The sequence below is a fragment of the Streptomyces flaveolus genome (assembly GCF_014648815.1).
Classification (GTDB): Bacteria; Actinomycetota; Actinomycetes; order Streptomycetales; family Streptomycetaceae; genus Streptomyces; species Streptomyces flaveolus.
Window position 1 is genome coordinate 180,149 of record NZ_BMRV01000001.1, and the last position, 21,658, is coordinate 201,806.

A 21,658-nucleotide genomic window follows, 5' to 3' on the forward strand; every position below is an offset into this window, starting at 1 on the left:
CGTCGCATGAAGCGCCTGAGACTCGCCACCGTGCTCGCCGCCGCCGTCCTGGCCTTCCTCCCGGCCACCGCACGGGCGGACACCGCCCACCCCGACCCCCAGCCGGTCAGCGGCCAGCAGATCATCCACGACCCCACGGTCGCCCGCCTGAAGTCCGGCGGCTACGTGGCCTACTCGACCGGCGGCGTCATCGGCGCCCGCACCTCGAAGGACCGCGTCCACTGGGACGACGCGGGCAACGCCTTCGCCGAGCCGCCGAGCTGGTGGTACGAGTACAACGCCACCGGCGACCCCTGGGCCCCCGACCTCTCGTACCGCGACGGCCGTTACTGGCTCTACTACGCCGTCTCCTCCTGGGGCACCAACCACTCCGCGATCGGCGTCGCCACCTCCCGTACGGGCCTGCCCGGCACCTGGACCGACCACGGCAAGGTCTTCACCTCGGAGACGACCGACACCTGGAACGCCATCGACCCGGCCGTGATCCGGGCCGACGGCAGGCTGTGGATGGCCTTCGGCTCCTACTGGTCCGGCATCCGCATGGTCGAACTGGACCCGGACACGGGCAAGGCCGCCGGGAACGCGCCGGTCCACCACCTGGCCACCCGCCCCGACGAGCCGTACGCCGTCGAGGGCCCGTACATCGTCAGACACGGCCGCTACTACTACCTGTTCGCGTCCTACGACGCCTGCTGCACGGGCGTGAACAGCACGTACAAGATCAAGGTCGGCAGGTCGACGTCGATCACCGGTCCGTACGTCGACAGCACGGGCAAGCCGATGCTGGAGGGCGGCGGCGACCTTCTCCTCGCCGGCCACGGCCGCTACATCGGCCCGGGCGGCCAGTCGGTCTTCCGGGACAACGGCCAGGACTGGCTGGCCTACCACTACTACGACGCGGACGACGAAGGCACCCCCAAGCTCGGGCTGAACGCTTTGACCTGGAAGAAGAACGGCTGGCCGGTCATCCATTAGGGGCGCGGGGCTGTGTCCATGTGCGGCTCCGCCGCGTGGGCGCGACAAGCCCCCACCGAGCCGCAGACGACGACGAACCCTTGAAAGGAACCCATGCGCACCGCCCACTTCACCCTCGACCCCGCCTTCACCGTCGGCAAGGTCGACCCCCGTCTCTTCGGCTCCTTCGTGGAACACCTCGGCCGCTGCGTCTACACCGGCATCCACGAGCCCGGCCACCCCACCGCGGACGCGGACGGCATCCGGCAGGACGTGCTGGAGCTGGTCCGGGAACTCGGCGTGACCGCCATCCGCTACCCCGGCGGAAACTTCGTCTCCGGCTACAAGTGGGAGGACTCCGTCGGCCCGGTGGAGGACCGCCCCCGCCGCCTGGACCTGGCCTGGCGCTCGACGGAGTCCAACCGCTTCGGCCTGTCCGAGTACATCGCCTTCCTCAAGAAGATCGGCCCCCAGGCCGAACCGATGATGGCGGTCAACCTCGGCACCCGCGGCGTCGCCGAGGCCCTCGAACTCCAGGAGTACGCCAACCACCCCTCCGGCACGGCCCTGTCGGACCTGCGCGCCGAGCACGGCGACAAGGACCCCTTCGGCATCAGGCTCTGGTGCCTCGGCAACGAGATGGACGGCCCCTGGCAGACCGGTCACAAGACCGCCGAGGAGTACGGCCGCCTCGCCGCCGAGACGGCCCGCGCCATGCGCCAGATCGACCCGGACGTCGAACTCGTCGCCTGCGGATCCTCCAGCCAGGCCATGGACACCTTCGCCGAGTGGGAGGCGACGGTCCTCCAGGAGACGTACGACCTCGTCGACTACGTCTCCCTGCACGCCTACTACGAGCCGCTCGACGGCGACGTCGACTCCTTCCTGGCCTCTGCCGTGGACATGGAGTCCTTCATCGAGAACGTCGTCGCCACCTGCGACCACATCGGCGCCCGCCTCAAGTCCAAGAAGAGGATCAACCTCTCCTTCGACGAGTGGAACGTCTGGTACATGGCCAAGACCCAGGCCGAGGTGAGCGCCCTGGACTGGCCCGAGGCGCCCCGCCTCCTCGAGGACAACTACAGCGTCATGGACGCCGTCGTCTTCGGCTCGCTCCTCATCGCCCTGCTGCGGCACGCCGACCGCGTCACCGTCGCCTGCCTCGCCCAGCTCGTCAACGTCATCGCCCCGATCATGACCGAACCGGGCGGCCCCGCCTGGCGCCAGACGACGTTCTTCCCGTTCGCCCAGGCCTCGAAGTACGGCCGCGGCGACGTCCTCGACGTCCGGGTGGACTCCCCGACGTACGAGACGAAGAAGTACGGCGAGGCCGACCTGCTGCACGCCACCGCCGTGCGCGCCGAGGACGGCACGGTCACCGTCTTCGCCGTCAACCGCTCCCGCACCGAGCCGCTGCCGCTCGACGTCGCGCTCGGCGGGCTCGGTCTGACCGAGGTCGTGGAACACAGTGTCCTGGCGGACGCCGATCCCGACGCCCGCAACACGCTCGCCGAGCCCGAGCGGGTCGTCCCGCACCCGGTCGGGGGCACGGCCCTGACGGACGGCCGGCTGACGGCCGTCCTGGAGCCGCTGTCCTGGAACGTGATCCGGCTCGGCTGAGCCGGGGTCAGGGGGCCGGGGCCGAGGCTCAGGGCTCCCGGCGGCCGGGGGAGGCGACCGGTGCCACCGGCACCCCTCCGGCCGCGCTGCCCAGCAGGGTGAGCCGTACCGTCCCCGGCCCCGCCGGGGTGCCGTCGCCGGCCAGCACCGCCAGCGCGAGGGTGTTGGCGGCGGCGCGCGTGCGCAGGATGCCGTTCGGCAGGACGAGCGTGTGCTGGGGGCTCGTCCCGCCGTTGACGTACTCGCCCATGTTCCAGCCGTTCAGGAAGACCTGGACGCGGTAGTCGCGGGCCGGGTCGTCGTCGAGGGTGAGCCCGACCGAGGCGTCGACGTCCGGCGGGACGTCCAGCCGGAACGTCGTCCGGTACCAGGTGACGCCCTGCCGCCGGTCCGCGCGCGGGAAGGACACGGACTCCCAGCCGCCGTCGTCGTACCCGGGCAGGTGCCAGCCCTTCCGCTCCCCGTACAGCCCGCCGTTGTTGAGCGGCCCGCGCACGGGGTCGGGGGCCGCCGCGCCCCGCACCCGCCAGCGCACCTCCGGCGAGGCGCCCCCGAAGGTGACCGACGTGAGCCCCCGGGCCGCCCGGTAGTCGTCCTGGCCGTGCTGCGTGCGCCGGACCAGGACGGACAGGACGGGGGAGGGCGACCGCCCCGCGAGCGCCTGCTCGCGCAGCCGCTCGCGCAGACTCTCCGGCACACGGAAGCCGGCCGTGCCGGTCCGCGTGTCCTTCCCGTCCTCCTGCCCCACGTGGTGGGTGCCCAGCGGCTCCCCGTCCAGCCAGGCCATGAGCATCCCCCGCGCGCCCGTGCTGTACGCGAGGGAGACGGACTCCAGGTGGGCGGCGCCGGTGAGCCGGCCCCGGTACCAGACGTCGCCGTAGTGGAAGCCGTAGTCGTCGGCGAAGAGCACGGGCTGCTCCTCGGGCACGGGCGTCGGACCGGCCGACGTCCCGCGGTCGGCGAGCGTCCACCCCGAGTCGTCGTAACCGGGGTCGGCCTCCGGGTTCTCGTCCCGGCGCCGCCAGCCGTCGAGCGCGGGCAGCACCAGGTCCGGCACGCCGGGCAGCGGCTGCTTCGACCGCAGGCTCTGGGCCCGGCTGACCGACGTGGCGACCGCGCGGCCGTTCCAGGCGACGTCGGTGATGCCGCGCGGCGCCCACACCTCCAGCCCGAATTCGTCGACCGTGTCACCGGTCAGCCGCACCGTGTCGCCGTCGAGGACGGCGTCGCGCAGCAGCGCCGGGCCGTACACGAGCCCCTTGCCCGACGGGGTCTCGTACGGCCACAGCCGCAGGGACACGGCGTCGTCGGCGAAGAGCAGCAGCAGTGTGCGGTCGGAGCCGCCGCTGCGCACCCGCACCCGGGTCAGGCCGCCCGCCCCGAGCGGCACCGTCACGTGCAGCTTCTCCTTGTCGTACGCCCAGGCGGCCTCTTCGTCCAGCCGGGTGGGCCACGGCTCCTCCGGGCAGTCCAGCACGAGGTGGGCCATCTCGCCGGTCCGGCCCACGAAGGCGGCGATGTCCAGCCGTCCGACGCTCAGGGTCAGCAGGGGCTGCACGGTGGCGTAGGCCAGTTTCCGCCCCCCGCCCAGGTCGAGCCCGGCGGCGAGCAGCTTGGCGTCCCGCGCGGGAACGGTGACCGGCACGTCCGTCCCGTCCAGCGGCAGCGTGGACGTCACGTCCGCGGCGGAGTCGTTGCGCAGGACGTACACGTGGGCGTCGGTGTCCGGGTTGGTCAGGTGGCGCACCTGGATCCGGGCGTCGCCGGCCCGGACGGCGGGCGCCGCGTCCAGCCGCACCAGGTCGGGGACGTGGCGCAGGAGGTGCCCGATCTGGTGGAGCGGGGCGAGCTTGTCCGTGGGCCTGCGCGCCTCGTCGATCGGCGCCGTGGAGTCGTACGTGGGCGTGGGCGCCGACGGTGCGGCCAGCCAGCCCCACGAGGTCCCGCCGAACGCCGTGCCGGTGTCGTGCAGCGTGAGGCCCTGCGCGAGGTGGGTGAGATGGACCCGCCGCGCCTCGGCCGCGTCCGCGGTCCGGTGCGCCTCGCCCCGGGGGAGCGGGGTGCCGTCGTGGAGGAGGGGTACGTCGATGCCGTCCGCGCGGACCTTCTCGCGCAGGTGGCTCAGCAGGTCGGGCCGCGGGGCGTCGACCCGGTAGAGCAGGACCGTGCCGGTGCCCCGCGTGTACTGGTGCCGGGCGGCGACGGCGTTGACGCGGGTCAGCCACTCGTCGGCGTGCCGCAGATACGCCGGGTCGGTGGTCCGGGCGTCGCCCTCGGCCGCCGTCAGCCAGCCCGGCAGACCGCCGGCGTCGACGTCCGCGCCGATGTACGGGCCGGGCCGCAGGACGACGTACAGACCGGTCTCGGCGGCCGTGCGCAGGAACAGGTCCAGGTCCCGGACGCCGGTGAAGTCGTACCGTCCCGGGGCGGGGGAGTGCTGGTTCCAGGCGACGGGCACGCCGACCGCGTTGAAGCCGTAGGCCCGCATCTTCTGGAGAACGTCCCGCCACAGGGACGGGCTCGGCAGCCGGAAGGGGTGCAGCTCGCCGGCCCACAGCGCGAGGCGTCTGCCGTCGACCAGCAGGGAGTGCCGGTCGAAGGCGATCTTGTGGCGCACCCCGTCGGCGCGGGGCGGCGCGGGCGGCGGACCGGTGGGTACGGGGCCGGGCGCGCCGGAGGCCGGCACCGCCCCGCCGCTCACGCTGCCGCCGAGGGCGAGACCGAGGACGGTGGTGCCCGCGAGGGCGCTGAAAACTCGTCTGCTGAGCTCCAAGGGAGCCTCTCCTGTTGCCTGTACCGCTGGTGCCGGTGCGTCCACCGGGTCACCTGTGCCGGGCCCATTGTCCACAACGCCCCGCACAATGGACGTATGAGGATCTCGGCACGGGCGGACTACGCGGTACGGGCGGTGCTGGAACTCGCCGTCCGGCAGGACGACTGCCCCGTGAAGGCGGAGGTGGTCGCCACCGCCCAGGACATCCCGCACAAGTTCCTGGAGGGCATCCTCGGAGACCTGCGCCGGGGCGGCATCGTGGAGAGCCGGCGCGGCGGAGGCGGCGGGTACCGGCTGGCGCGCGAGGCGGCCGAGGTCACCGTCGCGGACGTCATCCGGGCGGTGGACGGGCCGATCGTCTCGGTGCGCGGCGAGCGGCCGACGGGCCTGGTGTACACGGGCACGGCGGGGCCGCTGCTGCCCCTGTGGGTGGCGCTGCGCGCCAACGTCCGCCGGATCCTGGAGGGCGTGACCATCGCGGACCTGGCGGCGGACGCGCTGCCGGACCCGGTACGGGAGCTGGCGGCGGAGCCGGCGGCGTGGGAGAACCCGTAAGGAGCCGCCGGCTTGCGGGCGTTCGGCTGCCGGCTTTTGGCCGGAGTGCCACCTGTCCGGGGCGCGCGGGAGCCGCATACGATGCGACCGCTCTGTGCATGTCATGCACACGACCATCACATGGCACGCACATTCAACCACTGCCACCCCCCACCGACCGGATGGGAGACCCATGGCCACCGGCCTGCTCCTGAGCGGCACGATCGCCGCGCTCCTCACCTCCGCGCTGCCCGCGCAGCACCAGTCCTCCGGCGGGTTCGAGGACCCGCCCCCGGACAAGATCGTCATCAAGGTCGCCACGGTGAACGGCTCCGGCTGCCCCCAGGGCACGGCAGCCGTCGCCGTCTCCGAGGACAACACGGCCTTCACCGTCACCTACAGCGACTACCTGGCGCAGGCCGGCGGCGGCTCCGCGCCCACCGCGTACCGCAAGAACTGCCAGCTCAACCTGCTCGTCCACGTCCCGCAGGGCTTCACCTATGCCGTCGCCAGCGCGGACTACCGCGGTTTCGCCGCACTCCAGCCGGGCGCCAAGGGCACCCAGCGGGCCTCGTACTACTTCCAGGGCTCCCCGAACACGGAGTACCGCACCCACCCGTTCAGCGGCCCCTACGACGACAACTGGCAGGCCACCGACTCCACCGACTGGGCCCAACTGGTCTGGGCGCCCTGCGGAGTCCAGCGCAACTTCAACATCAACACGGAGCTGCGGGTGAGCGCCGGGACGGACGCGGACCAGGTCAGCTTCATGACGATGGACTCGACCGACGGCGACATCAGCACGGTCTACCACCTGGCGTGGAAGGAGTGCCCGGAGTCCTGACCCGGGCGCGGCGACGGGTCACGGCCCGCCCGGCCGGCACAGCAGGGGCTTGTCCAGCTCCGCGCAGGGGCGGTGACCCTTGGAGCGGATGACGTCCTTGCCGACCTCGTTGGCGAGGTAGCGCAGGAATCCCGCGGCGATCGAGTCCGCCGGGGGCTCCCCGTAGGTGTAGGCGATCTCGGTCTCCCAGTACGGATACGCGCCCTCGTCGGCACCTTCGAGGGTCGCCGGGTAGCCGTCGATGCGGACCAGCCGCACGTCGTCGCGGGCCGTGGCGGCGCCGACCTCGCTGTGGCCGAGGGCTCCGGGAGTGGAGGCCACGGTGTCCAGCAGGGTCGGCGTGCCGCCCACCTCGCAGCGGCCCGGCTTCCTCGCGTCCAGGCTGTTGCAGTCGTTGGCGGTGGTGGCGAGCAGCGGCCTGCCGCCCAGCACCTGCTTCTGGAGCGTGGTCCGGGTGCCGGAACCGGGGTTGCGGCTGACGAGCTGGATGGGCAGGTCGCTGCCCTTCACCTGGCTCCAGTTGGTGATCTCGCCCGCGTAGATGCGCCGCACCTGATCCAGCGACAGGTCCCGGACCCCGGCGTCCTCGTTCACGACCAGCGTGAACAGGGACAGGGCGACGGGTCTGGGCAGCAGTTGGGCGCGGCCGTCGGACTTGGGGCCGTCGCTGAAGGACAGCCGGTCGCCCAGCCCCTCCTTCGGCGCCGCCTTCCGTCCTGCCGCCGCGAGGGCGTCCAGACCGGGGACGCTGCCCTTGAAGGAGTCGTCGGTCAGCGGGATCCGGGCGTCGGGGCAGGTCTTCGTGTACTGCTTCGCGGCCTGTTCCAGGACCGGCTGGAACGCGGTGGAGCCCGACAGGTACAGCGTCCCCGCGGCGCAGTCCAGCGGCGCCGCCCGCCGGTCGTCGTCCCGGGCGAAGGTGGACACGGACTGGGCGACGCTCACCAGGACGAGGACGGCGAGCAGCCAGCGGACCGGCCGTGAGGCGAAGGGGTAGTACTCGGTCCTCTTGATGGTCCCGCCACGCACCCCGCCGACGACGCCCGCGGTGACCTCCGGGTCGGGGAAGTCGGCGTCGGTGAACTCCGGAACGCGGTCCAGGACCGCCAGCACCTTGTAGTGCGCCCGGCGGTTGAGCTTCACCTTGGGCAGCCTGATGACACCGTCCGTGGACCCGAGACCCGGCGTTCCCGGTGCGAAGAAGTCGCGCAGCACGGTGTGGCTGCACTCCGTCACGACCATGCCGACCACGCGGCGGCCCGGGAACGCCACGCGTATGCCCACCGGGTCGTTGGCGGGAGCCACGTAGTCGTCCTCGACGATCGGGGTCCAGCCGACGTTCTCGATGCGCAGCAGGACGACCGACGGGTCGCGCAGATCGGTGCCGTCCCACTGCAGCCGCCGCAGGATCCCGGCCGCCGGCCCGGACGAGGTGGCCGAGTCCCGGGCCGTGGTGTCCATCTGCACGCGGTAGCCGAGCCGTTTGCGGCCCGCGAGGAAGAACTCCCACAGGGCGGCGGTCACCGGCACGGCGAGGCCGAGCACGGCGATCACCGACTCCCACGTAACACCGTTCATCACCGGCTCCAGGACACGAGGGGCGGACAGAGGGAGGCCATGGTGACCGGGGGGAGGGCGGGGCGGCGGGGGATGCGCCGACCGTCCGTCGCGAATTCACCGGTAAGTCACCCGTGGCCCACGGTGTTTTCCGGACGTTGGTTGCGGTCGCTGCGCGGGCCGTTGACGCGCAAAGGGTTCGACTCTACGTTCCCGTCCGACAAGACGATCGGTGTTCGATATGACGAACAGGAGTCCCCCACGTGAGCCGCAAGAGAACCGCACTCCTCGCCCTTCCCGCCGCCGCCCTGCTCGCCCTCCTCCCGACCACGGCCTCGGCCTACCCGAACCCCGGCCGGGTCACCGGCTCCGTCGTCACGCACGACCCGACGATGATCCGCACCGCCTCCGGGCAGTACCGGCTCTACGCCACCGGCGGTGGCATCAGCAGCAAGGCGTCCGCCGATCGCACCGCCTTCTCCGCCGGCGCTGACGCCTTCGGTACCCGGCCGGGCTGGTGGTCCCAGTACTCCTCCGTCCCGGAGGCCTGGGCGCCGGACATCTCGTACCACGGCGGCAAGTACCTGATGTACTACTCCGTCTCGAAGTTCGGCACCAACACCTCGGCCATCGGCCTCGCGGGCTCCACCACCGGACAGCCGGGCAGCTGGAGCGACTACGGCATCGTCCTCACGTCGAACGCGTCCAGCGACCACAACGCCATCGACCCCAACCTCTTCGTCGACGACGACGGCAAGTGGTGGCTGTCCTTCGGTAGCTGGTGGACCGGCATCAAGATGGTCCGGATCGACCCGTCCACCGGGAAGCAGCTCTCCTCGGACACCGCCCGCCGCTCCCTCGCCTCCCGGCCGACCGGCACCAAGGCCGTCGAGGCCCCGTACGTCGTCAAGCGGAACGGGTACTACTACCTCTTCGCCTCGTACGACACCTGCTGCGCCGGCACCAGCTCCACGTACAAGGTCAAGGTGGGCCGGGCGAGCAGCGTCACCGGGCCCTACTACGACCGGAACGGCGTCTCGATGATGAACAACGGCGGGACGCCCGTGCTCGAGTCGCACGGAAGCGTCATCGGCCCCGGCGGACAGTCGATCATGAACGACGTCGACGGCGACCTGATCGTCTACCACTACTACGACGGCAACGACAACGGCACGCCCAAGCTCGGCATCAACCTGCTGGACTGGAGCAGCGGCTGGCCCGTCGCCCGTTGAGCGCCGGCGGTCAGCCCGTGCGGCCCATGCCCGCCGCGTCCGGCCAGGCCCGCGGTCCCGGGCGGCCCGTCGCCGGGACCGGGTCCAGGCCGTTGGTGCCCCGGACCTGGGCGGCCGTGAGGCCCCCGCGGGCCGGGACGCCGGGCGGGGTGGGACCGGTGGGCACCGGATACCCGGCCGCCGCGGCAGCCGGAGCGGGGGCGGGTACGGGCGCCGGTACGGGCGCGGGCTGCGGGGCCGGTGCCGGCTGGGGGAACGGCACCGGCTGGGGGTACGGCGCGGTCGGCTGAGGGACCGGCACCGGCTGCGGATACGGCGACGCCGGCCGGGGGTACGGCGCCGGATCCGGGACCCGCTGAGGTGCCGTCGGCACCGGCATCGAGCCGGGGGCCGCCGCCGCGGGGGCGACGGGTACCGCGGCGGGGAGCGGCATGCCGGTGCCGACGGCCGGAGCGGCGAGCTGCCGCAGGCCCGCCCCGTTGGTCTCGCTCATCAGGCGGTCCACCGCCGCCGTGCCCGAGCTGTAGCCGGTCCCTGTGGCCGGCCCGGGCACGGCGGCTCCCCTCCCGGTCCCGTAGAGCACCTGTTCCAGGCCGGACACCAGGCGACGCACGTCCACCTGGGGGCGCACCACGAGACGCAGGAAGCGGCTGGAGGAACCGATCTTGTTGCCGCACTCGCGGACCAGGACCCGGTGCTCGGTGAGCATGCGGTCCCGGACGACGGTGCCCTCGGCGCCCACGGGAAGGCGGACGAAGAGGAAGTTGCCCTGGGAGGGATACACGGTCAGGCCGGGCAGCGCCGACAACTGACCGGCCATCTCCAGCCGGTCGCGACGGACCTGGTGCAGGCTCTGCGCGTACTCGGGACCGTGGTCGCGCAGCATGAACACCACGTGCTCGGCGAAGGAGTTGAGGTTCCACTTGGGGAGCATGGCGCGCACCCGCCCGGCGAGCGCGGGGTTGGCGACCAGGTAGCCGAACCGGATGCCGTGCAGCCCGAAGTTCTTGCCGAGGCTGCGCAGGACGACGACGTTGGGCCGCAGCATCGCCTCCTGGACCACGCTGGGCTCGGCCTCCGCGTCGGCGAACTCCAGGAAGGACTCGTCGACGACCACCAGGTCCCGGTCGGCCATCGCGTCCATGAACTGCACGAGCGCCTGCTTGTGCAGATAGCCGCCGTCGGGATTGTTGGGGTTGCAGACCACCACCGCCCGCGTCCCCCTGGCCCGGACGAACTCGGCGTACTGCGCGAGGTCGAGGGCGAAGCCGCCGGCCTCCTGGAGCGGAAACATGTCGACCCGCTTGCCGGTCTCCATCGGCTGGTCGGTCCAGCGGCCGAAGGTGGGGACGGGGACGGCGAGGGAGTCGCGGACCAGGAGGTGGTCGAGCCAGGTGATCAGCTCGGTGGAGCCGTTGCCCATCGCCACGCACTGCGGCGGCAGCTGGAGCAGGCCGCACAGTTCGGCGGTGATGGTGTCGGCACTGCTCGGGTAGTACGTGACGATCTCGCGCAGCCGTCCGGCCATCTCGTCGAACATCGCCGGGGTGGGGAAGTACGGATTGCAGGGAATGCAGAAGTCCACCGGCCCCGCCCCGTCGCCGCTCTCCCGCGTCAGCGCCGCCATCGAGGGGCTGTGCGCCGCGGTGCTGCGGAACAACGAGGTGACGTTGCCGGACAAGGGGACCTCCGTCTGTGGACGGCCCGCGCGGGGGAGCGCGGGCCGCCCTCACATACGGAGACGGACGGGACGTCGTTCAACTCGTGTGAAGGAAGTGTGTCGCCCGCACGGCGTCACGGAGTCCCGGCGTCACGGCTCACGCGTCGAAGGAGTGCACCGTCGTCGTCCGGTACGTCTGCCCCGGCCGCAGCACGGTCGACGGGAACGACGGCTGGTTCGGCGAGTCCGGGAAGTGCTGGGTCTCCAGGCACAGCGCGTCGCCCTGCCGGTAGACGGAGCCGCCGGGGCCGGTCAGGGTGCCGTCGAGGAAGTTGCCCGAGTAGAACTGGAGCCCGGGCTGGTCGGTGGCGATGCGCAGGGTGCGGCCGGAGGCGCCGTCGCGCAGGGTGGCGACGTGCTCGGGGCGGTCGGTGATGCCCTTGTCCAGCACCCAGTTGTGGTCGAAGCCCTTGGCGGTGACCAGCTGCGGGTGGCCGTCCCGGATGTCCCGGCCGATCGGCTTGGCGCGGCGGAAGTCGAACGGGGTGCCCGCGACCTTCGCCAGCTCGCCGGTGGGGATCAGACCGGCGTCGGTGGGCGTGAACCGGGAGGCGGCGATCGACAGCTCGTGGTCCTCGATCGTGCCGCTGCCCTCGCCGGCCAGGTTCCAGTAGACGTGGCTGGTGAGGTTGACGACGGTGGCCTTGTCGGTGGTGGCCTCGTAGTCGATGCGCCACTCGCCGCGCCGGGTGAGCGTGTACGTCACCTTCGCCCTGAGCGTGCCCGGGTAGCCCATCTCCCCGTCGACGCTGGTGTAGTGCAGGACCAGGCCCACGTCGGAGCCCCGGGTGAACGGCTCGACGTCCCACACCCGGTAGTCGAAGCCCAGGGCGCCGCCGTGCAGGGAGTTCTCGCCGTCGTTGACGGAGAGCTGGTACTGCTTGCCGTCCAGGGTGAAGCGGCCCTTGGCGATGCGGTTGCCGTACCGGCCGATCAGGGCGCCGAAGTGCGGGCTGCGGGCCACGTAGTCGTCGAGGTTGTCGAAGCCCAGGGAGACGTTCTCGTACCGGCCCCGGCGGTCGGGGATCTCCAGGGACTGCACGACGCCGCCGTACGACAGCACCTTCATCCGCGTGCCGCCGTTCTCCAGCGACCAGCGGTACACCTTCGTGCCGTCGGCGAGCTTGCCGAAGAGCTCCTTCACCGGCTTCCTGCCTCCCGTGGCCTGTGCCGTGCCGCCGAGCGTGGTGGCGGCGATGCCCGCGGCCGCGGCGGATGCCATGACCGTGCGTCTGCTCAGTTCCATTGCGGCTCCTGTACTTCCGTGAAAGAAGCGGGCCCCGCCACGAGCGGCGGGGCCCGGAGTGACTACGAACCGACCTTGCGCTTGTTCCACACGTCGAACCCGACCGCCGCCAGCAGCACCAGGCCCTTGATGACCTGCTGCCAGTCGGTGCCGATGCCGACGAGGTTCATGCCGTTGTTCAGCACGCCCAGGACCAGACCGCCGATGATCGCGCCGAGGACCGTGCCGACACCGCCGCTCATCGACGCGCCGCCGATGAACGAGGCCGCGATGGCCTCCAGCTCGAAGTTGAGGCCGGCCTTGGGAGAGGCCGCGTTGAAGCGGGAGGCGAAGACGAGACCCGCCAGGGCCGCGAGCATGCCCATGTTCAGGAAGACCAGGAAGGTGACCTTCTTGTCCTTCACGCCCGACAGCTTGGCCGCGGGCAGGTTGCCGCCGATGGCGTAGATGTGGCGGCCGATGATCGCATTGCGCATCAGGTAGCCGAAGCCGACGACCAGCACGCCCAGGATGAGCAGCACGATCGGGGCGCCCTTGTAGCTGGCCAGCAGCAGCGTGACGACGAGGACGGCGGAGACCAGCGCGACCAGCTTGAGCAGGAACAGCTTGGCCGGCAGGACGTCCAGCGAGAACTCCTGCTGGCGCCCCCGGTCGCGGACCTCCTGGAAGACCACGAAGGCGATCAGCGCGAGACCGAGCAGCAGGGTGAGGTTGTGGTAGTTGGTGTTCGGGCCGACCTCGGGCAGGAAGCCGTTGGCTATCTTCTGCAGGTCCTTCGGGAACGGGCCGAGCGTCTGGCCCTTGAGGAAGATCTCCGTCAGACCGCGGAAGAGCAGCATGCCCGCGAGGGTCACGATGAACGACGGTATGCCGAGATAGGCGATGAAGAACCCTTGCAGGGCACCCGCGACCGCGCCGATGGCCAGGCACAGCACCACCGCGAGCGGCCAGGACAGATCGTGTTCGACCATCAGGACGGCGGCCATCGCGCCGATGAACGCCGTCAGCGAGCCGACCGACAGGTCGATGTGGCCCGCGATGATGACGAGCATCATGCCGATCGCGAGGATCAGGATGTAGCTGTTCTGCAGCACCAGGTTGGAGACGTTGCGCGGCAGCAGCAGGTCGCCGTCGGACCAGACGGCGAACAGCGCCACGATCAGGCCGAGGGCGATCAGCATGCCGTACTGGCGCATGTTGCGGCGCATGCCGTCCAGCATCAGCTGCAGCAGGCCGCCCCCGTCGGCCGAAGCGCCTTTGCCCGGTGGTGCGGGGGCCGGGGTCTTGGCGGTCACGTCCGTGCTCATCGGGTTACCTCTTTGTCCTTCGTCATCTGACGCATCAGCGCTTCCTGCGACGCCTCGGCCCGCGAGAACTCACCCGTCAGCCGTCCCGCGGCCATCGTGTAGATGCGGTCGCACATGCCGAGCAGCTCCGGCAGTTCGGAGGAGATGAAGACGACCGCCTTGCCCTGGGCGGCCAGCTGGTCGATGACCGTGTAGATCTCGTACTTGGCGCCCACGTCGATGCCGCGGGTGGGCTCGTCCAGGATCAGCACCTCGGGACCGGCGAAGATCCACTTGCTGAGGACGACCTTCTGCTGGTTGCCGCCGGACAGCTTGCCCACCGGCTCGAAGACGGTCGGCGCCTTGATGTTCATGGACTTGCGGAAGTCCTCGGCGACCTGCCGCTCCCCGTGCTCGTCGACGACACCCCGCTTGGCGACCTTGCCCAGCGCGGTCAGCGAGATGTTGCGGTTGATGTTGTCGATGAGGTTGAGGCCGTAGTGCTTGCGGTCCTCGGTGACGTACGCGATGCCGTGCCCGACCGCCTCCGGGACGGTCTTGGTACGGATCTCGGTGCCGTCGCGCAGGACCGTGCCGCCCGCGTACCGGCCGTAGGCGCGGCCGAACACGCTCATCGCCAGTTCCGTGCGGCCGGCGCCCATGAGACCGGCGATGCCGACGATCTCACCGCGCCGCACCTCGATCGACACGTCGTCGACGACCTTGCGCTGCTGGTCGAGGGGGTGGTGCACGGTCCAGTTGCGGATCTCCAGGGCCGGCGCGGCCCCTGCCTCCGGCTGGTGCGGGGTCCGGTCCGGGAAGCGGTTCTCCAGGTCGCGGCCGACCATTCCGCTGATGATCCGGTCCTCGGTGGTGTCGGCCGCCTTCACGTCGAGCGTCTCGATGGAGCGCCCGTCGCGGATGATCGTGACCGAGTCGGCGACCCGGCGGATCTCGTTGAGCTTGTGGGAGATGATGATCGACGTCATCCCCTGGTCCTTCAACTGAAGGATCAGGTCGAGGAGCTTGCCGCTGTCCTCGTCGTTGAGCGCCGCCGTCGGCTCGTCGAGGATGAGCAGCTTCACCTTCTTCGACAGCGCCTTGGCGATCTCCACCAGCTGCTGCTTGCCCACACCGATGTCGGCGACGCGGGTCTCCGGGTGCTCGTCCAGACCGACGCGGCGCAGCAGCTCGGTGGCGTGCCTGAGCGTGTCGTTCCAGTTGATCAGCCCGCGCTTGGCGTGCTCGTTCCCGAGGAAGATGTTCTCCGCGATGGAGAGGTACGGCACCAGCGCCAGCTCCTGGTGGATGATCACGATGCCGTGCTCTTCGCTCGCCCTGATGTCCTTGAACCGGCAGGTCTCCCCTTCGAAGAGGATGTCCCCCTCGTAACTGCCGTGCGGATGGACGCCGGAGAGCACCTTCATCAAGGTCGACTTACCGGCGCCGTTCTCGCCGCAGATGGCGTGGACCTCGCCCTGGTGAACGGTCAGCGTGACGTCCGACAGCGCTTTGACACCGGGGAAGGTCTTGACGATCGAGCGCATTTCCAGGACGGGTCCCGCCATGGTCGTGCCTTCCAATCCTTGGGTGGGCCCGGTTACTTGAGGTCGTTCTCGGTGTAGTAGCCGTCGTCCACGAGGGCCTCTTTGTAGTTGGACTTGTCGACGCTGACCGGCTGCAGCAGGTAGGCGGGGACGACCTTGGCACCGTTGTCGTAGGACTTGGTGTCGTTGACCTCGGGCTTCTTGTCGTTCAGGGCGGCGTCGACCATGTTCGCGGCGACCTTGGCGAGCTTGCGCAGGTCCTTGTAGACGGTCTGGGTCTGCTCACCCGCGATGATCGACTTCACGGAGGCGAGCTCCGCGTCCTGGCCCGTGACGACCGGCAACGGCTTGCCCGCGGAGCCGTAGCCGTCCGACTTCAGGGCGGACAGGATGCCGATGGAGATGCCGTCGTACGGCGAGAGCACGGCGTCGATGCGGGCGCTGCGGTAGCTGGAGGTCAGCAGGTCGTCCATGCGCTTCTGCGCGGTGCCGCCGTCCCAGCGCAGGGTGGTGACCTGGTTGAGGGCGGTCTGCTTGGACCGGACGACGAGCTGGCCCTTGTCCATGTACGGCTTCAGGACGTTCATCGCGCCCTGGAAGAAGTACCTGGTGTTGTTGTCGTCGTTGGAGCCGGCGAACAGCTCGATGTTGAAGGGGCCCTTCTTGGAACCGTCCTTCAGGCCGAGCTTGTCGGCGATGTAGCCGCCCTGCAGCTCGCCGACCTTCTCGTTGTCGAACGAGGCGTAGTAGTCGACGTTCTCGGTGCCGAGGATCAGCCGGTCGTAGGAGATCACCGGGATGTCGGCGTCCTTGGCCTGCTGGAGCACGTTGTTGAGGGACTTGTTGTCGATCGCGGCGACGATCAGGGCGTCCACGCCCTGCGTGATCATGTTCTCGATCTGAGAGACCTGCTGGTCGGGGTCGTCCTCGCCGTAGACGAGCTTGGTCTTGTACCCCTTGGCCTTCAGTTCCTTCTCGACGTTGGCGCCGTCGGCGATCCAGCGCTCGGAGGACTTGGTCGGCATCGCGATGCCGATGGTGGCGCCTTCGGTGCTGCCCTTGTCCTCGCTGCCGCCCTCGCTGTTCTGGCCGCAGGCGGTCAGGGTGAGGGCGAGGGTGGCGGCCGAGGCGATGGTGGCGAGTGCGGCTCTGCGGTTGCGCATGGTCATCATCCTTGATGTGGGTGCAGGGCTCGGTCTGGTGGTGCCAGAACGCTGGGAACGCTGAGGGTGGAACGACCGAGAGCAGGTGTGTGGGATTGTGCGCGGTCGTGTCTTCTTTTGTGAAGGGGGTTTCCGGAACGTTATGACGAGATCTCGAACCGGTTGAGCGCCCCCGGAAGCCGCGTGCCGAGCGGGGCCATGTCCCCGTCGACCCCGTGCCGTTGGAGGAGATCCAGGGCCAGCCGGCCGCGCCGCACCCGTTCCTTGGCCGTCGCCAGCGTCAGTTCGCGCAGGTGGTGTCCGTAGGGATAGATCCCCGGCGCCTTCGACAGGCCGAACTTCAGATACAGCGGGGCGCCGCGCCGGATCAGCTCGGCGACCTCGTACATGCGCACATAACCGCCGAGGTCGTCCGGGGCCTCGATGTACATGTCCATCGGCGCGGCCGAAACCCGCCGGATTTCGGTCAGGTGATCCAGCGTCAGATCGCTGGGCACGTTGATCGAGTCGGCGCCGAGCCGCTCGTACACCTCGTACGAGGCCGGGTTGACCGGGCCCACGAGCGCGGAGAGCTTGAGCGTGGTGTCGGCCGCGATCACACCGGCGGACCGCGCCCGGTGCAGGGTCCACAGCACGCCCTCGTCGGCGACGAGCAGGCACTTGACGCCCAGCTCCGTCGCCCGCACGGCGTCCTCGACGCACCCGGCGACCGCGTCGTGGCCGCGTGCCCTCAGTCCCGCGCCGCCGGAGTCGGTCCGGGTGGAACCGCCGATGTCCCAGGTGCCGCGCGGGCCGGTGAACAGGCAGAGTTCGATGTCGCGTTCGGCGGTGGACTCGACCATCTCGGTGATCTCGGCGTCGGTCAGCATCCAGACGCCGCTGCCCTGGCTGATCCGGTGGATCGGCACGTCCAGCCGTGAGGACTCCTTGAGGACCACGGCCAGCGCCTCCGGCCCCTCGCAGGAGGGGATCTCGGTGCGCCAGCGGCCACCGCCCGGGAAGGAGTGCGGCGAGGCGTCGGCGGGATCGAGGGCGGGCGCGGCCAGGCCGAGGGCGCTGAGCGCCTGCTCGCCGGGCCTGCGGGCCGCTGCCTGGGCGGAAGAGTCGGTCACGGGCTGTCCTTCGTGTTCTGTGGGCCGCCCCGATGCGCCGGTTCGATATACCGGACAAGGTTCGCGGCGAAGGGTACGGAAAGCTCGGTTCGAGTGGGTGTACGCCGGTACGGAGGCCGTCAGGTCGCCCCCGTACCGGCGTACGGCTTCAGGGGTGCAGCAGCACCTTGCCGACCTTCGGGTCACCGGCCCCCACCAGCTCGATGGCCTGCGCGAACTCGGCGAGCGGCAGCTCGTGCGTGACCAGCGGCAGCGGGTCGAGCAGACCGGCGGCGAAGACCCGCACGGTGTGCGCCCAGGCGTCCGGCGGCGCCCCGAAGACGGTGTGCACCTCCAGCTGACGCACCACCAGGTCGGTCGGGTCGAGACCGTCGGCGCCCGGCGCCGGGATACCGGTCAGCACCAGCCGTCCGCCCCTGCGTAGCAGCGCGGCGGAGATACGGGACGCGTCCGCGGAACCGGCGGTCTCGATCACCACGTCGAAGTCGTCCGGCAGGGGCTGGTCCTTGGTGCGGAAGTCGGTGGCGCCGTACTGCCGGGACAGCGCCTCCCGGTCCCGGCGCGTGCCGACCACCAGCAGCTCGGCGGGGGAGGCGGCGCGCAGGAACTGCACGGCGAACATGCCGAGCGTCCCGGTGCCGACGACGGCGACCCGCTCGCCGGGACGGGCGTTCGCCTTGAGCGCGGCGGCCGCGATGCAGGCGGCCGGCTCCAGCAGGGCGGCCGCCGTCAGGTCGGCGTCGTCGGGCAGGACGTGCAGGAGGCGGGCGGGCAGCGTCAGCGTGGGTGCCATGGCGCCCGGCTGGGTGAACCCGGTCTCCTCGTACCCGGCGCCGCACAGGGTGGTCTCGCCCGCGTGACAGCGGTCGCACACCTGGCAGTTGCGGAAGCCCTCACCGACCACCTTGCGCCCCACGAGGGACGCGGGCACCCCGGCGCCGACCGCGTCGACGGTCCCGGACCACTCGTGGCCGGGGGTGAGCGGATAACGCACGTACCCCTCGGGCCGGTTGCCCTGGTAGACCTCGCGGTCGCTGCCGCAGATCCCGGCGGAGTGCACCCGCACCAGCGCCTCGCCCGGCCCGGGGTCGCGCGGCTCGTGCGCCACGAGCCGGTGCTCGCCCGGCGCCTCGACGACGACCGCCCTGCTCATGCCTGCGTCCCCTTGGGCTTGCGCTGCTCCCAGCCCTCGGCCCACAGGTCGAACCGCGCCTGCTGCTGCGGGAACTCGGCCGCCGCGTCGGTGTCCAGCTCCACGCCGAGACCGGGGGCGTCGGACAGGTGGAAGCACCCGTCCTCCGGGTCCACCACCGGCGCTCCCTTGACCACCTTCTTGATCTCCGCGTCGGCGAAGTCGTTGAAGTGCTCCAGGATCTTGAAGTTCGGCGAGGTGAAGCCGACCTGGAGGCTGGCTGCGGTGAGCACGGGGCCGCCGACGTTGTGCGGGGCGACGAGCGTGTAGTGGGTCTCGGCGGTGGCGGCGAGCTTGCGGGTCTCCCAGATGCCGCCGATGTGACCGACGTCGGGCTGGATGATGTCGACGGACTGGTCCTCGAACAGCTCGCGGAACTCGATCCGGTCGTGGATGCGCTCACCCGTGGCGACGGGGATGTCCACCTTCTCGGCGACCTTCTTCAGGGCCCGGAGGTTCTCCGGCGGCACCGGCTCCTCCAGCCAGGCCGGCTTGAAGGGCGCCATCTCCTTGGCGAGCCGCACGGCGGTGGCGGGGGAGAAGCGGCCGTGCATCTCCAGCATCAGCTCGGCGTCGGGACCGATGGCGTCGCGCACGGCCTCGATCAGCGACACGGCGTACAGGGTCTGCTCGTGGTCGAGCTCGAAGTGCCCGGTGCCGAACGGGTCGATCTTCAGCGCCCGGTAACCGCGCTCCATGACGCCCTGCGCGGCCTTGTGGTACGCCTCCGGGGTCCGCTCGGTGGTGTACCAGCCGTTGGCGTACGCCTTGACCTTGTCGGTGACCTTGCCGCCCAGCAACTGCCAGACCGGGACGCCGAGGGCCTTGCCCTTGATGTCCCAGCACGCCATCTCGACGACGGCGATACCGGACATCACGATCTCGCCGGCGCGGCCGTAGTCGCCGTACTTCATGCGGCGGACCAGGTCCTCGACAGCGAACGGGTCGGAACCGAGAATGTGGTTGACCTCGGCCTCCTTCAGGTAGCCGAGGAGGGCGTCGGTGTGGCCGAGCATCCGGGTCTCTCCGACTCCGGTGATGCCCTCGTCGGTGTGCACCTGGACGTACGTCAGGTTGCGCCACGGCGTCCCGACCACGTGTGTGCTGATTCCGGTGATGCGCACGGCGGTTGCCCCTCGCTCTGTTCGATATTTCGTCAGTCGTTCGAAATGCTGGCGTGACAGTAAGGACGGGGCGGTGGGGGTGTCAATGGGTCGGACAGGTAACGGTTTCGCCAGTTTCACCGGCACGGGCGCGACGGCCCCGGCCGCTTTCCCACACAACCTTCACAGCGGCGTCTAGGAACGCGCCCCTTGCGGAACTTAATCTTCCCGCGTCATGGACTACTGCCAGCCGTGCCGTCGGCACCTCAACGGCGCCCTCGCATGCCCTGGGTGCGGCACTCCTGCCGAGCAACTCCCGGCTGGCGAGGGCTACTTGACGGCCGATGAGGGGCGCCCGGCGCGGGCCGCCGGCGAGCCGGACGACGCCCTCGACGCCGCGGGACCGGCCGGAGGCGGCAGGGCGAGCCGCCGGGACCGCAAGGCCGCGGCGCACCGGCGCCGGCGCCGGCGGACGCTGCTCGTCGCCGCGGGCTTCGTCCTCGCGGCCGGCGGGCTGAGCCTCGCCGAACTCGGCATGGACGCCCCGGACTCCCCGGCGCAGCCGGCGGCCGCCGGGGGCGAGACGGCGGACGGCGCGTCGACCCGGGAGGTGGGGGACGTGTCGGCCGTACCGGTCGACGACACATCGGCGACGACGCCCACCGCGTCCACCCCGACCCCCGGCGCCTCCACCTCCACCTCGCCCTCGGCGTCCGCGTCGACGTCGGCGTCGGCATCCCCGGACGCGGACGAGCCGGAGTCCGCGGACGTGACGGAGTCCCCGTCGGCACCCCCGCCGCCGGACTCGGCCCCGCCCCCGGCGTCCACGCCCCCGCAGGCCCCACCTGCGACGACAACACCCACCCCGACGCCACCCCCGGACCCCGACCCCACCCCCACAGAAACCTGTGACCGCTTCCTGTGGTGGTGCACGTAACCGACTGAGCCGCGCCGCCCGCCGGGCCGCGCCCCCCGCGTCGCCCCGCCCGCCGGGCCGCGTGCCTCGGCCCTGCCCACCCAGCCGCGGGTCCGCGCCGCCTGCCCAGCCGTTCGCGGGCCCGCGCCGCCCCGCCCGCCGGGCCGCGGATCAGCGCCGCCCCGTCCACCCAGCCGCGGGCAGTCGTGCCGCTGGGGCGGCACGGGTGGGCGCGGCGGCACCCCGTCAGCGCCGGGCCGCGCGACCTGCCCCTGACGGCAGCGCCGGGTCACCGGCAAGCACGCACCCACCGGACCCACCCCCCGACGGCAACGCCGGGCCACAGGCCCCCCCGCTCACTCGCCCAGCATCCGACGCAACGCGTCCCGCAGAGCGACCCGCTCCCCCTCCGACAACCCCGCGAGCGGCGCCCGCGCGAACCGCAGCGATTCCCGCAGCCCCCGCGCCACCCGCCGCCCCTCCTCCGTCGCCGCCGCGACCTTCACCCGCCGGTCCGCCGGGTCCGGCCGCCGCTCGACCAGCCCCCGCGCCTCCAGCCGGTCCACGATCCCCGTCACGTTCGACGGCTCGCACTTCAGCTTCTGCGCCAGCTTCCGCATCGGCAGCGGCTCCAGCGACAGCAGGCTGAGCAGCTTGGCCTGCGCCCCGGTGAGGGCCCGTTCCGCCGCGGCCTCCTCGTAGTCCGCGTGGAAGCGGGCCACGACCTCGCCGATCAGCTCGACGACTTCCAGGGTGAGCGCGTCGGGTCGGCGGGGAGTGTCGCGTGGTGTGGCCATGGAAACCAGGGTACCCAGTTGTTTGACAACCTGAAATGTTCAGTCGCATGGTTGTTTCAGAA

General features: G+C 71.2%; 17 protein-coding genes. 6 read left to right on the forward strand and 11 right to left on the reverse strand.

The genetic code is table 11. From position 1 onward, the window contains the following. The first annotated feature begins 6 nt into the window (after positions 1 to 6). Positions 7 to 975: an arabinan endo-1,5-alpha-L-arabinosidase gene (locus IEZ05_RS00775; RefSeq protein WP_189227962.1), complete on the forward strand. Its 969-nt coding sequence runs from the start codon at positions 7 to 9 to the stop codon at positions 973 to 975. A gap of 93 nt (positions 976 to 1,068) precedes the next feature. Then, on the forward strand, positions 1,069 to 2,574 hold the full coding sequence (arfA, locus tag IEZ05_RS00780; RefSeq protein ID WP_189227963.1) for an arabinosylfuranosidase ArfA: 1,506 nt from the start codon (positions 1,069 to 1,071) through the stop codon (positions 2,572 to 2,574). A gap of 28 nt (positions 2,575 to 2,602) precedes the next feature. Here arfA and IEZ05_RS00785 read toward each other — a convergent pair whose 3' ends face one another. Further along, positions 2,603 to 5,347, reverse strand: a complete 2,745-nt coding sequence (locus IEZ05_RS00785; RefSeq protein WP_189227964.1) for a beta-galactosidase — start codon at positions 5,345 to 5,347, stop codon at positions 2,603 to 2,605. 96 nt (positions 5,348 to 5,443) lie between these two features. Here IEZ05_RS00785 and IEZ05_RS00790 point away from each other — a divergent pair, with 96 nt between their 5' ends. Beyond that, positions 5,444 to 5,902, forward strand: coding sequence for an RrF2 family transcriptional regulator (locus IEZ05_RS00790; RefSeq protein ID WP_189227965.1), 459 nt, complete (start codon positions 5,444 to 5,446; stop codon positions 5,900 to 5,902). 172 nt (positions 5,903 to 6,074) lie between these two features. Then, positions 6,075 to 6,725, forward strand: a complete 651-nt coding sequence (locus IEZ05_RS00795) for a DUF4360 domain-containing protein (RefSeq protein WP_189227966.1) — start codon at positions 6,075 to 6,077, stop codon at positions 6,723 to 6,725. Between the two features lie 18 nt (positions 6,726 to 6,743). Here IEZ05_RS00795 and IEZ05_RS00800 read toward each other — a convergent pair whose 3' ends face one another. Then, positions 6,744 to 8,303, reverse strand: coding sequence for a substrate-binding domain-containing protein (locus tag IEZ05_RS00800; protein ID WP_189227967.1), 1,560 nt, complete (start codon positions 8,301 to 8,303; stop codon positions 6,744 to 6,746). A 242-nt stretch (positions 8,304 to 8,545) separates the two neighbouring features. Between IEZ05_RS00800 and IEZ05_RS00805 the strand changes: the two genes are divergently transcribed. Continuing rightward, positions 8,546 to 9,514 (forward strand): arabinan endo-1,5-alpha-L-arabinosidase, encoded by a 969-nt coding sequence (locus tag IEZ05_RS00805; RefSeq protein WP_189227968.1) that lies wholly within the window; start codon positions 8,546 to 8,548, stop codon positions 9,512 to 9,514. A 10-nt stretch (positions 9,515 to 9,524) separates the two neighbouring features. Here the strand turns inward: IEZ05_RS00805 and IEZ05_RS00810 are convergent, their stop codons facing one another. From IEZ05_RS00810 to IEZ05_RS00845, 8 genes are all read right to left on the reverse strand, one after another. Next, positions 9,525 to 11,195: a pyridoxal phosphate-dependent aminotransferase gene (locus IEZ05_RS00810; protein WP_189227969.1), complete on the reverse strand. Its 1,671-nt coding sequence runs from the start codon at positions 11,193 to 11,195 to the stop codon at positions 9,525 to 9,527. A 136-nt stretch (positions 11,196 to 11,331) separates the two neighbouring features. Further along, positions 11,332 to 12,480: an aldose epimerase family protein gene (locus IEZ05_RS00815; RefSeq protein ID WP_189227970.1), complete on the reverse strand. Its 1,149-nt coding sequence runs from the start codon at positions 12,478 to 12,480 to the stop codon at positions 11,332 to 11,334. A gap of 62 nt (positions 12,481 to 12,542) precedes the next feature. Beyond that, a complete protein-coding gene (gene mmsB, locus IEZ05_RS00820; RefSeq protein ID WP_189227971.1) occupies positions 12,543 to 13,787 on the reverse strand; it encodes a multiple monosaccharide ABC transporter permease in 1,245 nt (414 codons plus the stop codon). Then, a complete protein-coding gene (gene mmsA, locus IEZ05_RS00825) occupies positions 13,784 to 15,334 on the reverse strand; it encodes a multiple monosaccharide ABC transporter ATP-binding protein (RefSeq protein ID WP_189227972.1) in 1,551 nt (516 codons plus the stop codon). Before mmsA ends, mmsB begins: the two co-directional genes overlap by 4 nt. Before the next feature lie 32 nt (positions 15,335 to 15,366). Continuing rightward, entirely contained in the window at positions 15,367 to 16,476 is a 1,110-nt protein-coding gene (gene chvE / locus IEZ05_RS00830) for a multiple monosaccharide ABC transporter substrate-binding protein (RefSeq protein WP_189227973.1), read from the reverse strand. 140 nt (positions 16,477 to 16,616) lie between these two features. Further along, positions 16,617 to 17,588 (reverse strand): hypothetical protein, encoded by a 972-nt coding sequence (locus tag IEZ05_RS00835; protein ID WP_189227974.1) that lies wholly within the window; start codon positions 17,586 to 17,588, stop codon positions 16,617 to 16,619. A gap of 148 nt (positions 17,589 to 17,736) precedes the next feature. Further along, positions 17,737 to 18,741, reverse strand: coding sequence for a zinc-dependent alcohol dehydrogenase (locus tag IEZ05_RS00840; RefSeq protein ID WP_189227975.1), 1,005 nt, complete (start codon positions 18,739 to 18,741; stop codon positions 17,737 to 17,739). Then, on the reverse strand, positions 18,738 to 19,904 hold the full coding sequence (locus IEZ05_RS00845) for a mandelate racemase/muconate lactonizing enzyme family protein (protein ID WP_189227976.1): 1,167 nt from the start codon (positions 19,902 to 19,904) through the stop codon (positions 18,738 to 18,740). Before IEZ05_RS00845 ends, IEZ05_RS00840 begins: the two co-directional genes overlap by 4 nt. Before the next feature lie 214 nt (positions 19,905 to 20,118). Between IEZ05_RS00845 and IEZ05_RS00850 the strand changes: the two genes are divergently transcribed. After that, complete coding sequence (locus IEZ05_RS00850; RefSeq protein ID WP_189227977.1) at positions 20,119 to 20,820, forward strand: SCO2400 family protein; 702 nt, start codon at positions 20,119 to 20,121, stop codon at positions 20,818 to 20,820. A 335-nt stretch (positions 20,821 to 21,155) separates the two neighbouring features. Here IEZ05_RS00850 and IEZ05_RS00855 read toward each other — a convergent pair whose 3' ends face one another. Then, entirely contained in the window at positions 21,156 to 21,596 is a 441-nt protein-coding gene (locus IEZ05_RS00855) for a MarR family winged helix-turn-helix transcriptional regulator (protein ID WP_189227978.1), read from the reverse strand. Positions 21,597 to 21,658: the final 62 nt, after the last annotated feature.